Source organism: Virgibacillus kekensis (genome assembly GCF_042654125.1).
Lineage (GTDB): Bacteria > Bacillota > Bacilli > Bacillales > Amphibacillaceae > Lentibacillus > Lentibacillus kekensis.
Window position 1 is genome coordinate 139,705 of sequence record NZ_JBHSFU010000008.1, and the last position, 17,115, is coordinate 156,819.

The window sequence follows — 17,115 nt, forward strand, 5'->3', positions numbered from 1 at the left end:
AACATGGGCGTGGTTATTTATACCCATGCCAATATTAATTTTATTGTCGATCATTACACTTTTTACAGAAGGGAGGAAGAAATAGATGGGTACTGAAACACTAATTACGTTTATAGTTTATTTAGCAGGTATGCTTGCAATTGGTCTTTTCATGTATTTCCGGACGAACAATTTATCTGATTATGTGTTGGGCGGTCGTACACTGGGTCCTGGGGTTGCAGCATTAAGTGCTGGTGCTTCTGATATGAGTGGTTGGCTATTGATGGGGCTGCCGGGCGCGATTTATGCCAGTGGGATGTCCTCAGCATGGATGGCCATCGGGCTGTCTATTGGTGCGTATTTAAACTGGCAGTTCGTTGCGAAACGTCTGCGGGTGTATACAGAAGTTGCCAATGATTCGGTAACAGTGCCGGATTTTCTAGAAAATCGTTTTAAAGATACATCTCACGTACTACGGGTTATTTCCGCTTTAGTCATCTTGTTATTCTTCACCTTTTATACTTCATCAGGAATGGTGGCAGGAGCGAAACTATTTGAAGCATCATTTGGTTTATCCTACACATCTGCATTATGGATAGGTTCACTGGTTGTTGTATCTTATACACTTCTTGGTGGATTCCTAGCGGTTTCATGGACCGACTTTATTCAAGGTATTCTAATGTTTCTCGCCCTTATTATAGTGCCGATTGTTGCAATCAGTGAGATGGGTGGCTGGGATACTGCTGTTGATGCAGTAGGACAGATTAATCCATCACACCTTAACATGGTTGAAGGCGTGGGCATTTTGGCAATTATATCCTCAGTAGCCTGGGGGCTTGGTTACTTTGGCCAGCCGCATATTATCGTCCGTTTCATGGCGCTGCGGTCGGCGAAGGATGTTCCAAAGGCACGTTTTATTGGTACAACATGGATGGTGCTTGGACTTTATGGTGCAGTGTTCACCGGTTTTGTTGGACTGGCATTCATCAGTACACAGGATGTTGGGCTGTTAAGTCAGTTCGGAATTAATGTCATCACGGAAAACGGAATACAAATGCTTGAGGACCCAGAGAAAATCTTTATTGCATTCTCGCAGCTATTATTCCATCCTTTAGTTGCCGGAGTACTTCTGGCTGCAATTTTATCAGCAATCATGAGTACAATTGACTCACAGTTGCTTGTATCTTCTTCAGCACTTGCCGAAGACTTCTATAAAGCAATATTCCGTAAACAAGCAAGTGATAAAGAGCTTGTATGGATTGGCCGGCTTGCAACAATCGCAATCGCTCTAATTGCAACTTTGATTGCGACAAATCCGGATAGTTCCGTATTGGCGCTCGTAGGGTATGCCTGGGCCGGCTTCGGTGCAGCATTCGGACCTGTCATTATTCTATCGTTGTTCTGGAAAGGAATTACCCGTAACGGTGCACTAGCCGGTATCATCGTTGGTGCAGTGACTGTTATTATTTGGGGAGACTTCCTGTCGGGCGGAATCTTTGATTTATACGAAATCGTTCCAGGATTCTTCCTTAACCTGATTGTAACTGTTCTGATTAGTATATTTGGTAAACCATCCGCAGAGATAGAAGCTGAATTTGACGAAACCGTTTCACAATCAAAACTATAGTATTGCTATCAACCACTTCCCTCCCATCGGAGAGAAGTGGTTTTTTCGTTTATTTGCTTATGAACTGCGATTTCTGCTATTATCAATAGTGGTATTATTAAATAGAATTTATATGAGATAAGTCTCTAAACAAATAAACTTAAATAAAAAAGGGATAACATATAACTTTAACGGAGGTGTCATTTATGGCAGATATTTCAAAAGACCAAGTAAAACATGTTGCCCATCTGGCAAGACTGGCAATTACCGAGGAAGAAGCTGATATGTTTACAAGCCAGCTTAGCTCCATTATTGATTATGCAGAACAATTAAACGAACTGGATACCGAGAATGTAGAGCCAACAACGCACGTGCTTGATCTTAAAAATATTATGCGCGAGGACAAGCCAAAGGAATGGATATCAAAAGAGGAAGCATTGAAGAATGCTCCAGATAAGCAGGATGGCCATTTCCGTGTACCGTCCATATTGGAGTAGGGAGGAAACGACATGTCATTATTTGACCATACCATTAAAGAACTAGAGGAAATGTTACATAATAAAGAAATTACCGTTGAAGATCTGGTTAACACCTCGTATGAACGGATCAACGAAGTCGATGACAAGGTAAAAGCTTTTCTGACGCTTGATGAAGAAAATGCACGCTCCAGGGCAAAAGAACTTGATGACGCAGATGATAAATCAGCAAGTCTTTTCGGGATGCCAAGTGGTGTTAAGGACAACATTGTAACCAAAGCGCTTCGCACCACTTGCGGCAGTCAGTTTTTAAAGAATTTTGAGGACCCCCTCTACAATGCGACAGTGGTAGGCAAACTTAACGCTGCTGACACTGTAACAATAGGAAAACTGAACATGGACGAATTTGCTATGGGTTCATCAAATGAAAACTCAAGCTACACACCAACGCGTAACCCGTGGAATACCGATTATGTACCTGGAGGATCAAGTGGTGGTTCAGCAGCTGCAGTTGCAGCAGGAGAGGTGTTATTCTCCCTAGGATCCGATACAGGAGGCTCCATTCGTCAGCCTGCCGCTTTCTGTGGTGTAGTTGGACTGAAGCCTACATATGGACGGGTTTCCCGTTTTGGACTGGTGGCATTTGCATCATCACTTGACCAAATTGGCCCCATCACTCGTAATGTGGAAGACAATGCACGCGTACTGGAAGTTATTGCAGGCCACGACAGCATGGATTCTACAAGCGCCAATGTAGACGTGCCAAACTACACGGAAGCACTTACAAACGATGTGAAAGGTCTAAAAATCGCTGTTCCAAAAGAATATTTGGCTGAAGGTGTTGACCCGGCGGTAAAAGAATCTGTAATGAATGCACTTGAAGTCTACAAGTCACTCGGGGCTGAATGGGAAGAGGTATCCTTACCGCATTCCAAATATGCAGTAGCGACCTATTATCTGCTGGCTTCATCAGAAGCTTCCGCAAACCTTGCTCGCTTTGATGGTGTGCGTTATGGCGTTCGCTCCGAAAAAGCAGAAAACATGATTGATATGTTTAAGATGTCGCGCAGTGAAGGTTTCGGTGAAGAAGTTAAACGGCGGATTATGTTGGGTACCTTCGCACTGAGTTCCGGTTACTACGATGCATATTATAAAAAGGCACAAAAAGTCCGTACATTGATTAAAAATGACTTTGACAAAATATTTGAAGACTATGATGTGGTAATAGGACCGACTACTCCGACACCTGCTTTTAAAGTTGGTGAAAAAGTGGATGATCCACTGACAATGTACGCAAATGATATCTTGACAATTCCAGTAAACCTGGCTGGGGTACCAGGGATTTCCGTACCATGCGGATTTTCCAGCGACGGTCTCCCGATTGGACTCCAGATTATAGGGAAGCACTTTGACGAAAGTACTGTATACCGTGCTGCCTATGCGTATGAACAGGCAACCGATCACCATACAAAACGACCTCAGCTAGGAGGTGCCAACTAATGAATTTCGAAACTATTATCGGACTTGAAGTGCACGTTGAATTAAAAACAAACTCTAAGATATTCAGCCCAAGCCCAAACGCGTTTGGCGACGAACCAAACTCCAATGTTAACCCAATTGACCTTGGTTACCCGGGTGTACTGCCGGTTTTAAACGAGGAAGCAGTGAACTTTGCAATGAAAGCCGCCATGGCGCTGAACTGTGAAGTTGCGACTGACACCAAATTTGACCGGAAAAACTATTTCTATCCGGATAACCCGAAAGCATATCAGATTTCCCAGTTTGACAAGCCAATTGGTGAGAACGGCTGGATTGAGATCGAGGTAAACGGGCAAAAGAAGCGAATTGGAATTACCCGTCTTCATCTCGAGGAAGATGCCGGTAAGTTAAATCATATGGATGACGGCTATTCACTTGTCGATTTTAATCGTCAGGGTACTCCATTAATTGAAATAGTGTCCGAACCAGATATGAGTTCACCAGAAGAAGCATATGCCTATCTTGAAAAACTGAAGAACATTATTCAATATACAGGCGTTTCGGACTGTAAGATGGAAGAAGGCTCACTAAGATGCGATGCAAACCTTTCTATCCGTCCAATTGGCCAGGAAGCGTTTGGTACTAAGACGGAGTTGAAGAACCTTAACTCCTTCAACTTTGTCCAAAAAGGACTCGAATTTGAAGAGAAACGTCAGGAAAAAGTTCTTTTATCTGGTGGGGAAATCCTTCAGGAAACCCGCCGTTACGATGAAAAAACAAAAGAGACTATCCTGATGCGGGTGAAAGAAGGATCCGATGACTACCGTTATTTCCCGGAACCCGACCTTGTTCCGCTTTATATTGATGAAGCTTGGAAAGAGCGAATTCGTAAGGAAATCCCTGAATTGCCTGATGTGCGGAAAGAACGTTATGTGAATGAGCTTGGGTTACCAGAATATGATGCAGGGGTACTGACCAGCTCCAAAGAAATGGCAGATTTTTTCCAGGAAACAGTAGATAATGGTGCTGACATTAAGCAGGCATCGAACTGGCTGATGGGTGAGGTTTCAGGATACCTGAACAAACATAATAAAGAGCTGCATCAGGTGGCAATTACACCAGAATCACTGTCAAAAATGATTAAGCTGATTGAGGACGGAACCATATCATCCAAAATCGCCAAGAAAGTCTTTGCAGAGTTGGTGGAAAATGGTGGGGAACCTGAAAAAATCGTGAAGGAAAAGGGACTTGTGCAAATTTCTGATGAAGGTCAGCTGACAGAAATCATTACCAAGATCCTTGATGAGAATGAACAATCAATCATCGATTATAAGAACGGAAAAGACCGTGCAAAAGGTTTCCTTGTCGGTCAGGTTATGAAAGCGACCAAAGGACAGGCAAACCCTCCTATGGTCAACAAAATCCTTGCCGCCGAACTGGACAAACGATAAAATGTTTCATATAGACTACTGCCCCGTTCGGGACAGTAGTCTATATTTTTGCGTTAAGCCCTTTTCAAATCGGTAAAAAAGGGCTATGATATACGTTGATGTATAAAAAAAGAAATTATGATGTAAGGCAATGCGGGAGGAGACACTATGAAGCGAGCCCGAATAATATATAATCCAACATCCGGCCGGGAATCGTTCAAACGCGATTTGGCGAATGTATTAATGTGGTTTGAAACGGCCGGCTACGAAGCCTCAGCCCATGCGACCACGTGTGAGGGTGATGCAATAAATGCAGCAAGGGTTGCAGTAGAGCGTCGCTATGATGTGGTGGTAGCTGCAGGTGGCGATGGAACAATAAATGAAGTGATAAACGGACTGGCAGAGCAGGAATATCGTCCTAAATTTGGCGTTATCCCCGTTGGTACAACCAACGATTTTGCCAGGGCATTGTGTATTCCGCGTGATATAAAAAAGGCTGTCGATGTCATTCTTTCGGATGAGACACGGCTTCTTGATATCGGCAGAGTCAATGATCAGTACTTTATGAATATCGCTGGTGGCGGAAAGCTGACCGAGCTGACATATGAGGTTCCAAGCAAACTGAAAACAATGCTTGGCCAACTTGCGTATTATATGAAGGGTATGGAAATGCTGCCTTCCTTAAAACCAATCCGAGCAAAGATTGAGTATGACGGAAATGTAGTAGACGATGATATCATGCTTTTCCTCGTGTCCAATACCAATTCGGTTGGTGGTTTTGAGAAGCTGGCACCGGACGCTAAACTGGATGATGGTTACTTTGATTTGCTTATTTTGAAAAAGATGAATCTGGCTGAATTCATCCGGGTGGCAAGCCTCGCACTACGCGGTGCTCATCTGGAGGACAGCCATGTGATATACGCAAAGACAAAGAATGTAAAAGTAAGTACTGACGAAAAAATGCAGCTGAATATTGACGGAGAATTCGGTGGATTAATGCCGGGAGAGTTTCAAAATCTACAGCAGCACATTGAAATGTTTGTATCCGACAAGTTTTTAGAAAAAGAAGATTGCTGATGAGCAGTCTTCTTTTTTTGCAGACAGTAAGGTTGATTGATTTAAATTCAATTTTGTACAGAAGATATGATAAGATGATAAACACATAAACGGACGTAAAGGAAGGTACCAATGGGAAAACAAACAGCACCGGTGAAAAAAAATGAAACAATTAATCTGACCTTTGAGGATCTAACCCATGAAGGGAATGGTGTCGGTAAAATAAACGGTTATCCATTATTTGTCCCAAACGCTTTACCAGGTGAAGAGGGGAGCGTTAAAGTTGTCAAAGTAAACAAGAACTTCGGCTTTGGCAAACTACTTGAACTGACCAAGCATAGCCCGGAGAGGATTGACCCCGTCTGTCATACCCAGTGTAATGGCTGCGGCCTTCAGCATATGAGTTATAAACTGCAACTTGAAATGAAGCAAAATCAGGTTAAGAATGCTATGAAAAAAATTGCTCATCTTGAAGATGTCCCTGTTCACCCGATTATTGGGATGGACAACCCATTGCATTATAGGAATAAGGTTCAGATCCCGGTTGGCGAAAAGAACGGCAGGCTGATTACAGGCTTTTATCAGAAGCGGAGCCACAGGATTATTGAGAATACAGAGACCTGCACGACACATAATGAAGTGATTAATGATGTTGTAAAGAAAGTCAGAGATATTGCAAACAGGCTTGGGATCAGGGCATACAATGAGGAAGTCCATAAAGGTGTACTAAGGCATATTATGGTGCGGACAGGCGAAGAAACAAAAGATATTATGGTTGTACTCGTGACGAGAACAGAGAAACTGCCGCATCAGGAGGAGCTTGTTCAAGAACTAACAAAGGCATTTCCGCATATTAAATCAGTCGTTCACAATATAAACGCTAAACGTACCAATGTAATCATGGGGGATAAAACAAAGGTGATTTGGGGCGATGAATATATCCACGATAAAATCGGTGATACAACATTCGCAATTTCAGCAAAGTCCTTTTACCAGGTTAACCCTACTCAGACTAAGACTTTATATGATAAAGCACTGGAGTATGCGGAGATTGACAGCAAAGATACGGTAATTGATGCGTACTGCGGAATTGGAACAATCTCACTGTTTCTGGCACAAAAGGCAAAAAAAGTATACGGTGTGGAAGTCGTCCCGGAAGCAATCAGTGATGCAAAAAAGAACGCCAAGTTGAATGGTATCACCAATGCTGAATTCTTTGTCGGCCAAGCTGAAAAGGTTATGCCATGGTGGAAAGCACAGGGCTTGGACCCGGACGTAATTGTTGTCGATCCACCAAGAAAAGGCTGTGATGAGGAATTACTTAAAGCCATGATTGATATGCAGCCGAAGCGGATTGTCTACGTATCCTGTAATCCGTCCACACTGGCACGCGACCTTCGTATACTGGAAGACGGAGGCTTTTCAACACAGGAACTCCAGCCGGTAGATATGTTCCCGCAGACTGGCCACGTTGAATGTGTAGCATTGATAAAAAGGGTGAAAGATTAAGCAGTTGGGCTCGAGAAATCTATAAAAGATTCTCGGAGTCCCATCTGCTTTAATTTCAATTTTTTCAATTAACTATTGCCTTAGATTGTTACGTAGACACGTAATAATAAACTAAAATTTCTTCAACTCTCGGGCGAGTTTATCTCATTACCCGTCTTTTAGGTTAAGGGTCTGACCCTCGAGGTCAGTCCCCGTTCACCTCTCTTTACCTTTACTCTTGAATCTCCAATACTCGACTTGATTCGCGGCCGTAGCCATCGATTTCTAAGCGGTTTTTATAGATGCGAATAATAGAGTAGGCGGTGGCGTCTTCGGTTTCTACCATACCTTGTAGGTTGACGTAGTGAATACCATTTTGTGCGCCATAGTTGCCAGCATGGTTATGTCCGTTAAAATAGGCAACGACATTGTCATTAGCCTCCAGCACATCTATCATTTCTTCGGCATTCCAAACATTGTGTATATTTTCTGGATAGACTGGCATGTGTCCAAAGACAACTACTTTTTCATTTCGTTTTGCCGCTTTACCTAGTACAGTTTGAAGCCAAGTTAACTGTTCAGTGCTTATACCACCGTTCCATGTTTTCGCATTGATGGCATTACTTTCTACTAAATCACTATACATTTCCTCGGCCTCTTCGTATTTCTCAGATTCTTTTGGATTTGCGTAGAAACTTAGATCATTTGTATCAAGAACAACAAAGCGCCAATTCTTGTACTTAAAATCATAATATTGGTTTTTCATCCCAAGAATGTCAATTACTTCGTCCGTCTTTACAGGAAAATCGTGGTTACCGAGTACATGATATTTGGGACCTTCAATTATGTTGAAAATTGGTAGAATCGTAGAGAAACTCTTTACATCTCGATCAATAAGGTCGCCAAGCTGTACAGTAAAATCGACATTCTCTTGATTTAATGTTTGAGATGCGTCAATTAGCTTGGTAACAGAGTCGCGGTAATAGCGTGTACCATTAACTTCACAATCACAATACTGTACATCAGGTATAACTCCAAATTCCAGTTTTGGCTGTTCGGTGCCATTGGCGTATACGGATGCTGCTGGAGTGGTGGCAACCAGTGGCGCGGCGAGTCCAACAGAGGCTACAAAACCAATTAATTTACTAGTAAGTACTTTTTTTGAAGGAAACATGATTCATTCCCTTCCTAATTTCATTAGTTGTTTTTAACTGGGTGATTATACACATGCTCTGGATAGTCCGTGATAATTCCATCTACACCTAAGTGAAACAGCCGATCGGCTTGTTCTTGTGATCTTGATGTATATGGCATCATTTGCATTCCTGCTACATGAACGCGATTGACTAACTCTAGTGTTACAATGTTCTGATTGGGATTAAAATAATCGGCATATGTTGCGAACGCCGCTAATTGCTCATCGGTTACGTCTGCCCAGCTAGTTCCTGCTAGTACGCCATGAGGAATTTCTGGTAAAAGCGCTTTGGATTGTTTCATAGATTCATGATTAAAGGATTGGATAATAATCTTTTCATTATTGGCCCGATCCATATTGCGTTCCTTTAATGTTTCTGCTACTTCTTCCTCGATACCAGGATAAAGCCCTGGTGATTTTAGTTCGATTAAAATTCCTACTTTTCCACGAAAGGCATCAAGTACTTCTTCAAATGTGGGAATTTTTTCTCCAGCAAATTCTTCACTAAACCAACTGCCGGCATCCAACATACGAATTTCTTCTAGGGTCAAATCACCAACTGCGCCAGTACCGTTTGTTGTGCGATCTACCGTGGTGTCGTGAATAACCACTAATTCTTCATCTTCTGTCATTTGTACATCGATTTCGATGTAATCTGACTTCATTTCAACCGCTTTTTGGAATGCTGCCATAGTGTTCTCCGGTGCATGTGCAGATGCTCCTCGGTGGGCTACATTAATTATCTGTTGCTGCTCTTGCTTGGTGATTGAGCCTTCCTTTTCCGTCGCAAATACTGGAACTGCGAAACTAGCCATCAGAATGCACATTAAAGAGAGAATAAAAAAGAAACGCTTCATATCAACTACCACTCCTTTCAATTTGATAACTCAATTGTAGATAGTGAATATAAAGCGCTAATTAATAGATTGCAAAAAGACTGTAATGAATTTTGGGCATATTGTCGCAAGCTGAAAAATAGGCGAATAAAGAACCATTGCCTGGTATCATTTGCGCAATTATTATCAGGGTATTATAATTTTATTTCAATTTAAGGTAAACACCGCTACATTTTATTAAGTATTTTTTTCTACGGTCAGCACTCTACGCACGTGGAGTGCTGTGTGAGGCTCGAAAAAAAAGTATCTAACTAAAATAAACTCTTGGCTGTGAAAATAAACATTTGCTAATCCGACCCTGTTTTCGTGAAGATAAACATTTGGCGAATTCGGGGTCTTTTTCATGTAATCCCTTGTCCTACCTATCTATCTTTTCTCGATTTTTTCCTATAAGCCTTTTTTTCACCTGTTTCTTCACTGTTTTTTCGGAGTTGGAATAAAGTTTTGTCATTATAAAGGGAGGACCTCGTAAATATCAGTTGTCTTCTGATACTTCTTTCCATCCTCCAAACAATAGTTGGCTATTTGTATACGTTATGCACATCGTTTTTCTCCCTTTGACATTGCGAACGCTCAATTTATGACCGCCAGTTGAAAGATTTGCAAAGGAAAAAAGCTCCGAGCATTTGTATGAATACAACGGCTTAGAATTTACGGGGAATACAAAATTAAGTAATGAACAGTTAGAAAAGATGTATAATGATGTCATGAATACTAATTGATTACGGCCACAGAAATGTACCAACCTCGCCATAGTTTTTACCATTGAATGACAGACTGTTTACCACTTCAAACCTTCAGGTGAATAAAGATAAAAAACATAATTTTGGGAATCAAAAATGTTATGGTTGTTATACAAATTTGACTGATTTTCAATTAGAACAGTCTTCTGCAATACGAACGGGCCATATTGTCGAGTAAGATGGTTGGATATTCATGTTAAAATGAGAGTGCTATTGTGAAGAAATATACTTAAAAACTAACTAGCAGGTTGGTAGAAGAAATGTTTTAGCTTTGGTTAGCAATGAGGTCATTTCTTGAATAGAACCTTTAAAGAAAATTAAATATATAAAATTTAGAGGAGATTGTTGAGCTTGTATATAAAGTAACTTAAGGGGGGTTAGTTAAAATAAGTTAAATCTTGTACCTCATAATCAATTTAGGGAGCTGTCCCAAAAGCTGATAAGAAAAGCAAAATGCACGAATGCTGTCATATCAACATTCGTGCGGTTTCATTTTGGAGGATTTTTACCTCGAAGGGTCCTTATAGAACCGCTCATGTGCTAGTTATTCGTTTAATTACACGTTGTATAAAGCGCCATCTACAGTGAATGAAGATGAGCTTACATAAGAAGCTTCGTCAGAAAGTAAAAACGCAATTACGTTAGCTACTTCTTCAGGTTCACCGTAGCGTTTCATTGGTACTGCTTCGTTATAAGCTGCTTGTGCTGCTTCTGCTGCATCTGGCGCAACGTTTGATTCAATTTTACGCATCATTTGTGTATTAATTACACCTGGGTTAACTGTGTTAACACGGACATTATATGCGGCTGCTTCTAAAGATGCAACTTTATTAATACCCATCACAGCGTGTTTAGATGAGTTATATAATACCATGCTAGGAGAACCAATTAAACCAGCTACTGATGAAGTATTGACGATGGCACCGGATTTTTGTGCTTTCATAATTGGCAATACGTATTTAAGACCGAAAAGTACGCCTTTTACGTTAATTCCATAAACGAAGTCAAATTCTTTTTCTGTAATTTCTTCAAGTGGTTTAGCTGGACCTTCAACCCCTGCGTTATTTACAAAGCCATCAATGCGACCAAATTTAGACATTGTTTGATCTACATAATTCTTAACACTTTCTTCATTAGAAACATCTACTTTTACTGCTAAGCTATTTTCTTCTGTTAAACCAAGCTCAGTTTTAACGGCTTTGATTGCGTCTTCGTTTAAATCAACTAATACAACTTTCGCTTGAGCATTAGCTAATTTTCGTACGACTTCTTTCCCGATACCGCCTGCTGCACCTGTAACAATGATTACTTTATCATCAAAATTCATTTTAAAAAACTCCTTTTTTCTGAAATTTCCGCTAATAATAACTATTGTGCTGTATATCCACCATCAACAACTAGGCTGTTACCAGTCATGAAGCTAGAATCATCACTAGCCATGAATAAGACGGCCTTTGCCATTTCTTCTGCCTTACCTAGACGTTTCATTGGTGTTGCATTTGTTAGATAATCTCTATCTGTTTCCCCAAGGATTGGAGTTTCGATAAAGCCAGGACATAGTGCGTTTACACGAATATTGCGAGTAGCGTACTCTAAACCTAGGGAACGAGTTAAGTTAATAACCCCAGCTTTTGCTGCGTTGTATGCTGCACTACCAGGTGAGCCAACCCATCCGTACATAGAAGCAGTATTAACAATAACACCGCTGCCTGCTTTCAAGAATTCTTTAATTGCGCCTTGTGCCACTAAGAATACGCCATCTAAGTCAACTTCTACTGTTCTTCTCCATTCAGCATAAGTTAATTCTTCTGTTGGTTTTACAGCACCGATACCAGCATTGTTGAATAGAATATCAACTTTGCCGAATGTTTTTAATGCTGTCTCATAAATATTTTTAACATCTTCTTCACTCGTTACATCAGCTTTTACAAAAACAACTTCATAGCCTTCAGATTTTAGTTCAGCTTCAAAAGCTGCCCCTTTTTCTTCATTAAAATCTACTAAAACTAATTTTGCTCCTTCTGAAGCAAACAAACGTGCTGTTGCAGCACCGATACCAGAAACCCCTCCAGTTATGACAGCTACTTTATCTTGTAGTTTGCTCATGTTCATACATCCTCTCTCGATTAATGGGTTATAAAAGATCACCGATTTGAAAATTACAAAACTTTATGTTGAATTATATCTACATATATTTTTCATAATTATATTGAACCCGAAACATGTTCAAACTTAGAAGTAAATTGTATTTCTTCAGTTAAAACTTATAAATCTGAAATCATTCCGCCATCAACAACAAATTGCGCTCCAGTAGAGTAGCTAGAATCATCAGAAGCAAGGTATACAACTAAATTAGATACTTCTTCTACTTCTGCTCTTCTTCTTAGTGGAATATCTTGTTCAAGTTGTCTAAGATATTCTTCAACATCTGGTTGGTCAGCCATAGGTGTTTTGATAATTCCTGGATGTACAGAATTTACTCGGATGTTATATTGTCCAAGCTCAGTAGCAGCACCTTTAGTCATACCAGTTACAGCATGTTTAGAAGCACTATAAGCAATAGCCGTTGGCGCACTTACCAAACCATCTACAGAGGAAATGTTAACAATAGAACCTACGCCTGCTCTTTTCATCGAAGGAAGCACTTTTTGCATTCCTAAAAATACGCCAAGCTCGTCTACTTTAAATGTTAATTCAAAGTCTTTTACAGTTAGTTCTTCTAATGTTTTGAAGATACCAATTCCTGCGTTGTTTACTAACACATTGATAGGACCAAATGTTTCTTCTGTTTTTGCTACAACTTCTACCCAGTTATCTTCACTAGCAACATCTAATTTAAGAGCGATTGCGTTTTCTCCTAATTCATCGGCTAGTTTTTGTGCACCTTCAAAGTTAAGATCTGTGATCGCTACTTTTGCGCCTTCTTCCACGAATTTACGAACATGCATAGCACCCATACCTTGTGCTGCCCCTGTAACGATTACTACTTTACCATCTAGTTTACCCATTCTGAATTTCTCCTTTCAAAATTTCAAATTTATTTTCACATTATGTACATCTACTGTGGACAATTTGTGAACAAGTTAATAGTACATCTTTCGTTAAATGTTTTCAATTAAAGAATCTCGAAATAAGGATAATATTATTTTCTAAACACTTCGATCATTCCTGTAAATTTAGTTTACATTGAACTAATATGTCGTATTAAGTAAGGATTATACTGAATTATTATGAATTTTGTTGGATCATAATAATGAATAACTTTTTTAGATTTTTCAGCATGATGGTTCAATAAATTAATTTTTGATAAAATTTATTTAGGAGGATTTTTGCTAAAGGGGGGCAAGATTTATAATTCTAAGGTATCGGTGTTTTGGAGTCTTTGAAAAGTTAGTACATAAAGATGATTGTGCTAATAATCCAATTCTAATTCAACAAACGGGCGCGTTTGTCTTAAACGCGTCTTTTTGTATAGGGCTATTTTATGGAAGATTATTTGTTGGAACTATTTCGGGTTTGTTTGTCAGTCTCGATTTTAACTGAATAATTTAAAAGGTGACTTTGTCAGCTTTTTTTGTTTGTTCTTCGCTAATTTTTAACGACCTTTTATTCCAGGCGGTTATTCTAACCATTCGTGTTTAATCATGATATCGGATCAGCTTTTGACAAGTTCGGAAACTTCTAACGATAACATTTGAACAATTCGTGGGAGAAACATGTAATTAGACTGCAAATGGTCGCTGATCATGAAAAGGGCCATTTAATTGAATAAGATTAACACAAAAAAAAGTCGATTTTCCCGCGTAATGGAAATCGACTTTTTTGGATTAAACTTTTGCTTTTTTATAAAGTTTTTATTTTAAGTTTCTTCGATTAATCTTTAAAAATGCTGTTGACTATTCAGTTGAACTGTATTATATTATTATAAAGTCAGACTATATAGTTGAACTGGATAGAGGGTGAGAGCATGAAACATAAATTATTGCCATTGTCTGAAACCATGCATTATATTTTATTGGCGTTGCGTGAACCACTTCATGGCTATGCCGTAATGCAGAAGATAGAAAAAATAAGTAATGGTACTGTTAGTTTAGCGGCTGGTACATTATACGGTGCAATTGAAAACTTGAATAAGCATGGTTGGATTGAACCTGTTGGAAATTCGGGCCGGAGAAAAATTTATATGATAACTGCGGAAGGAAGCGCCATTTTGAAAATGGAACAAGAAAGGCTATCGCATATTTTATCCTTGTATGGAAGGGATGATTCAAATGAAGATGTTTAACATGTTTTTTGATATTGAAAAAGAAGAACAATGGCTGAACGAGCAACTGCAAAAGGGCTATTGCTGTACAAATATTAGTGGGTTGGGGATATACACTTTCAAAAAAACGGACAATAGATATGTTATGCGACTTGATTATCAAGATTATTTACCAAAGAAAAAGTTCAAGGAATACAAAGCGATATATGAAGATTTTGGTTGGACCCATATAGTGGGGTGCCGGCTGGGTGGAAAACAGTATTGGCAAAAAGAAGATAATGATCAAAATGAAATCTTCTCGGACCGCCAATCAAAGGGTAATTATTATAAAAGATTAATGGGGTATTCATTTTGGTTGGGTATGCTGTGTTTGTTTTTTTCTTATTCGATTTACAAGGATTCGGGATTATATTTAACTGAAGGTCTTTGGAGTATGAAAGGTTCATTGTTTTGGAAGGCACTTTTATTTGAAACGCCATTTGTCCTTTTGAGGTCTCTTCCCGTACTTATGGTTGTTTTCTTTGGCAGCAGTTTCTATAGGGCTTATCGAAAGTATTCAATGTTAAAAGAAAAATAATATGCTAGGGATTTAAGTATGAACTTTTTTAATCCAGAGAAGTAATTGAGGATAATGTATCTACCACAATCGGGCACGATAACCGAATAAACATGTGCCGTAATAGGGCCATTTAATTGAATAAAGCAATGAGATTTATATGTGAGGGATGATAAGGTGAATATTAGATCAAACAAGAAAACAGAAGTCAATAAATTAGTAGAAATATGGTATGAAGGTTCTTTAATAGCACACGACTTTATTGATAAGAATTATTGGGAATCACAGCAAACGGAGATGGAAGAAAAGTATATCCTAATGTCTGAAACCTATGTTGTAAGTAATGAAAAAGAGGTTGTCGGCTTCGTATCGATGATGAATAATTATTTGGCTGCATTATTTATAGATATTAAGTATCAAGGTGGAGGATATGGAAAAGGATTGTTAGATTTTATAAAAAGACAAAGGGAAAATATACAATTAAAAGTGTATAAGAAAAATAACAAAGCCGTTGATTTCTATTTGAAAAATGGCTTTGTAATAAAAGAAGAAACATTAGATGAAGAGACTTCCGAGGAAGAATTTTTAATGGAATGGGAAAAGGGTTAAGTGTCGTTTGACGAGTTAGATTATTACATAAAAATACAAACGAATGATTTTCATCAATCGGGTGCCGTTTCTGCAGCAGGGTCAGGAACGCTTTTTCACTAATTGGCAGTTATATTTAATAATTTATAATAAAAATCAATGAATTTTTAGAGCTAAAAATGAAAGGAGGAGAAATCACTATGGCAGATTTTATGCCCATAATTATAATAATATTGAATTTGATAATTTTTATTGCTTTTATTGTTGGGATATTCCTCATAGTAAAATACACGCAATCTAAAAATGAGTCTAAAAGAGAGTTAAAGGAAAGAATTGAACAATTAGAAGAAGAACTGGAAAAAGTTAAAAAGTAAGTAGATGTAACTTAGGTTTAATTCCATAATAACAACCAATAGGAGTTTTTAGCTTATTAAAGAAACTGGTGCGTTAGCTTAGGTACCTTGATTTGGCTATGCCGCAATCGACAGATTGTAGAGTAAAGGTTAACATGTGAAACTGATAGAAGTTGACTAATTACATTAATACAGCCTATATTTGAATTATCACAAAAAAAGGGAGATTGGCCTATGTTATCGAGCATTGCAGTAGACGTTTTTACAAGTATAAAAGAACAAAACGTTACAGGGGTACAGTAAAAATAACCCCTTTACTGCGATCCCTGAAAAAATGGGGGAATCTAAGTTGATCAAGAAGTATATAAAGGGTTTTTTAACGGGTAATAAAGTAACTCTACGCAAAATTACAAAAGAGGATTACGAGAGCTATTCTAACGTTGAGGACGTGATGGAAAGTCGTCTACTAATGAACGATGGTATTCCATTCCCGCCAACTGATGCAGATCATGAGAAGTTTCTGGGTGAGATTAGTTCTGAGAAAGATGACTACATGTTTGCTATTGAACTTAAAGATGAAAAAGTATTCATCGGAACTATCGCTGTTTACTTAGTTAACTGGAACAATGGTACCTGTCATGTTGGAATCTCTATTGGTCCTGACTATCAAGGAAAAGGTTATGGAACAGATGCAATGAAAGTTTTGCTTGACTTTATTTTTAATTATATGAATGTAAATAAAGTGAAACTTCAAGTGTTCGGTTATAACAAAAGAGCTATTGCCTCTTATGAAAAATGTGGATTTCAATTGGAAGGTACTTTAAGAGAAGAGCTTTTTAGGTTTGGCAAGAATCATGATATTCTTGTTATGGGTTTGCTAAGAAAAGATTGGGAAGATGCATTGGTTTAAACAATAAGTAAGAGAGCAAACCAGTAAGGGTGGTTACCCCCAAAAGTTAGAGTTTATTATGCAGCTGATTGGCTGGATTGAGTTCGGTATTCAACT

Annotated in this window: 16 protein-coding genes; 11 read left to right on the plus strand and 5 right to left on the minus strand. The window is 38.9% G+C overall.

Going from position 1 to position 17,115, the window contains the following annotated elements:
* The first annotated feature begins 85 nt into the window (after nucleotides 1–85).
* The 6 genes from putP (at nucleotide 86) to rlmD (ending at nucleotide 7,535) form a co-directional block, all read left to right on the plus strand.
* Entirely contained in the window at nucleotides 86–1,606 is a 1,521-nt protein-coding gene (gene putP / locus ACFO3D_RS14855) for a sodium/proline symporter PutP (protein WP_390297700.1), read from the plus strand.
* A gap of 185 nt (nucleotides 1,607–1,791) precedes the next feature.
* Complete coding sequence (gene gatC / locus ACFO3D_RS14860) at nucleotides 1,792–2,082, plus strand: Asp-tRNA(Asn)/Glu-tRNA(Gln) amidotransferase subunit GatC (RefSeq protein WP_390297703.1); 291 nt, start codon at nucleotides 1,792–1,794, stop codon at nucleotides 2,080–2,082.
* A 12-nt stretch (nucleotides 2,083–2,094) separates the two neighbouring features.
* Nucleotides 2,095–3,561, plus strand: coding sequence for an Asp-tRNA(Asn)/Glu-tRNA(Gln) amidotransferase subunit GatA (gene gatA / locus ACFO3D_RS14865; protein WP_390297706.1), 1,467 nt, complete (start codon nucleotides 2,095–2,097; stop codon nucleotides 3,559–3,561).
* On the plus strand, nucleotides 3,561–4,991 hold the full coding sequence (gene gatB, locus ACFO3D_RS14870; RefSeq protein ID WP_390297709.1) for an Asp-tRNA(Asn)/Glu-tRNA(Gln) amidotransferase subunit GatB: 1,431 nt from the start codon (nucleotides 3,561–3,563) through the stop codon (nucleotides 4,989–4,991). The genes gatA and gatB overlap by 1 nt, the downstream gene beginning before the upstream one ends.
* Nucleotides 4,992–5,138: 147 nt before the next feature.
* Nucleotides 5,139–6,047, plus strand: a complete 909-nt coding sequence (locus tag ACFO3D_RS14875; protein ID WP_390297712.1) for a diacylglycerol kinase — start codon at nucleotides 5,139–5,141, stop codon at nucleotides 6,045–6,047.
* A 111-nt stretch (nucleotides 6,048–6,158) separates the two neighbouring features.
* Entirely contained in the window at nucleotides 6,159–7,535 is a 1,377-nt protein-coding gene (rlmD, locus tag ACFO3D_RS14880; protein ID WP_390297715.1) for a 23S rRNA (uracil(1939)-C(5))-methyltransferase RlmD, read from the plus strand.
* Between the two features lie 211 nt (nucleotides 7,536–7,746).
* Here rlmD and ACFO3D_RS14885 read toward each other — a convergent pair whose 3' ends face one another.
* From ACFO3D_RS14885 to ACFO3D_RS14905, 5 genes are all read right to left on the minus strand, one after another.
* Nucleotides 7,747–8,688 (minus strand): metallophosphoesterase, encoded by a 942-nt coding sequence (locus ACFO3D_RS14885; protein ID WP_390297718.1) that lies wholly within the window; start codon nucleotides 8,686–8,688, stop codon nucleotides 7,747–7,749.
* Between the two features lie 23 nt (nucleotides 8,689–8,711).
* The gene (locus ACFO3D_RS14890) at nucleotides 8,712–9,566 is read right to left on the minus strand and encodes a glycerophosphodiester phosphodiesterase (protein ID WP_390297721.1); all 855 of its coding nucleotides are present in this window, start codon (nucleotides 9,564–9,566) and stop codon (nucleotides 8,712–8,714) included.
* 1,338 nt (nucleotides 9,567–10,904) lie between these two features.
* Nucleotides 10,905–11,675: an SDR family NAD(P)-dependent oxidoreductase gene (locus ACFO3D_RS14895; RefSeq protein ID WP_390297724.1), complete on the minus strand. Its 771-nt coding sequence runs from the start codon at nucleotides 11,673–11,675 to the stop codon at nucleotides 10,905–10,907.
* Between the two features lie 41 nt (nucleotides 11,676–11,716).
* On the minus strand, nucleotides 11,717–12,454 hold the full coding sequence (locus tag ACFO3D_RS14900; RefSeq protein ID WP_390297727.1) for an SDR family NAD(P)-dependent oxidoreductase: 738 nt from the start codon (nucleotides 12,452–12,454) through the stop codon (nucleotides 11,717–11,719).
* A 158-nt stretch (nucleotides 12,455–12,612) separates the two neighbouring features.
* Complete coding sequence (locus ACFO3D_RS14905; RefSeq protein WP_390297729.1) at nucleotides 12,613–13,356, minus strand: SDR family NAD(P)-dependent oxidoreductase; 744 nt, start codon at nucleotides 13,354–13,356, stop codon at nucleotides 12,613–12,615.
* Nucleotides 13,357–14,315: 959 nt separating this feature from the next.
* On the opposite strand from ACFO3D_RS14905, the gene ACFO3D_RS14910 reads away from it, so the two are divergent.
* The 5 genes from ACFO3D_RS14910 to ACFO3D_RS14930 all read left to right on the plus strand — a co-directional run bounded on the left by ACFO3D_RS14910 (nucleotide 14,316) and on the right by ACFO3D_RS14930 (nucleotide 17,019).
* Entirely contained in the window at nucleotides 14,316–14,633 is a 318-nt protein-coding gene (locus ACFO3D_RS14910) for a PadR family transcriptional regulator (RefSeq protein WP_390297732.1), read from the plus strand.
* Nucleotides 14,620–15,189, plus strand: coding sequence for a DUF2812 domain-containing protein (locus tag ACFO3D_RS14915; protein WP_390297735.1), 570 nt, complete (start codon nucleotides 14,620–14,622; stop codon nucleotides 15,187–15,189). The genes ACFO3D_RS14910 and ACFO3D_RS14915 overlap by 14 nt, the downstream gene beginning before the upstream one ends.
* A gap of 141 nt (nucleotides 15,190–15,330) precedes the next feature.
* Complete coding sequence (locus tag ACFO3D_RS14920; RefSeq protein ID WP_390297738.1) at nucleotides 15,331–15,777, plus strand: GNAT family N-acetyltransferase; 447 nt, start codon at nucleotides 15,331–15,333, stop codon at nucleotides 15,775–15,777.
* 179 nt (nucleotides 15,778–15,956) lie between these two features.
* Complete coding sequence (locus tag ACFO3D_RS14925; protein WP_390297741.1) at nucleotides 15,957–16,130, plus strand: DUF5320 domain-containing protein; 174 nt, start codon at nucleotides 15,957–15,959, stop codon at nucleotides 16,128–16,130.
* A gap of 313 nt (nucleotides 16,131–16,443) precedes the next feature.
* Nucleotides 16,444–17,019: a GNAT family N-acetyltransferase gene (locus ACFO3D_RS14930; protein ID WP_390297744.1), complete on the plus strand. Its 576-nt coding sequence runs from the start codon at nucleotides 16,444–16,446 to the stop codon at nucleotides 17,017–17,019.
* The last annotated feature ends 96 nt before the right edge of the window (nucleotides 17,020–17,115 follow it).

What these genes read in the sequence shown, in the direction of transcription:
- putP (WP_390297700.1), top strand. Translation starts at nt 86, where the DNA reads ATGGGTACTGAAACACTAATTACGTTTATAGTTTATTTAGCAGGTATG.
- gatC (WP_390297703.1), top strand. Translation starts at nt 1,792, where the DNA reads ATGGCAGATATTTCAAAAGACCAAGTAAAACATGTTGCCCATCTGGCA.
- gatA (WP_390297706.1), top strand. Translation starts at nt 2,095, where the DNA reads ATGTCATTATTTGACCATACCATTAAAGAACTAGAGGAAATGTTACAT.
- gatB (WP_390297709.1), top strand. Translation starts at nt 3,561, where the DNA reads ATGAATTTCGAAACTATTATCGGACTTGAAGTGCACGTTGAATTAAAA.
- ACFO3D_RS14875 (WP_390297712.1), top strand. Translation starts at nt 5,139, where the DNA reads ATGAAGCGAGCCCGAATAATATATAATCCAACATCCGGCCGGGAATCG.
- rlmD (WP_390297715.1), top strand. Translation starts at nt 6,159, where the DNA reads ATGGGAAAACAAACAGCACCGGTGAAAAAAAATGAAACAATTAATCTG.
- ACFO3D_RS14885 (WP_390297718.1), bottom strand. Translation starts at nt 8,688, where the DNA reads ATGTTTCCTTCAAAAAAAGTACTTACTAGTAAATTAATTGGTTTTGTA.
- ACFO3D_RS14890 (WP_390297721.1), bottom strand. Translation starts at nt 9,566, where the DNA reads ATGAAGCGTTTCTTTTTTATTCTCTCTTTAATGTGCATTCTGATGGCT.
- ACFO3D_RS14895 (WP_390297724.1), bottom strand. Translation starts at nt 11,675, where the DNA reads ATGAATTTTGATGATAAAGTAATCATTGTTACAGGTGCAGCAGGCGGT.
- ACFO3D_RS14900 (WP_390297727.1), bottom strand. Translation starts at nt 12,454, where the DNA reads ATGAGCAAACTACAAGATAAAGTAGCTGTCATAACTGGAGGGGTTTCT.
- ACFO3D_RS14905 (WP_390297729.1), bottom strand. Translation starts at nt 13,356, where the DNA reads ATGGGTAAACTAGATGGTAAAGTAGTAATCGTTACAGGGGCAGCACAA.
- ACFO3D_RS14910 (WP_390297732.1), top strand. Translation starts at nt 14,316, where the DNA reads ATGAAACATAAATTATTGCCATTGTCTGAAACCATGCATTATATTTTA.
- ACFO3D_RS14915 (WP_390297735.1), top strand. Translation starts at nt 14,620, where the DNA reads ATGAAGATGTTTAACATGTTTTTTGATATTGAAAAAGAAGAACAATGG.
- ACFO3D_RS14925 (WP_390297741.1), top strand. Translation starts at nt 15,957, where the DNA reads ATGGCAGATTTTATGCCCATAATTATAATAATATTGAATTTGATAATT.
- ACFO3D_RS14930 (WP_390297744.1), top strand. Translation starts at nt 16,444, where the DNA reads ATGGGGGAATCTAAGTTGATCAAGAAGTATATAAAGGGTTTTTTAACG.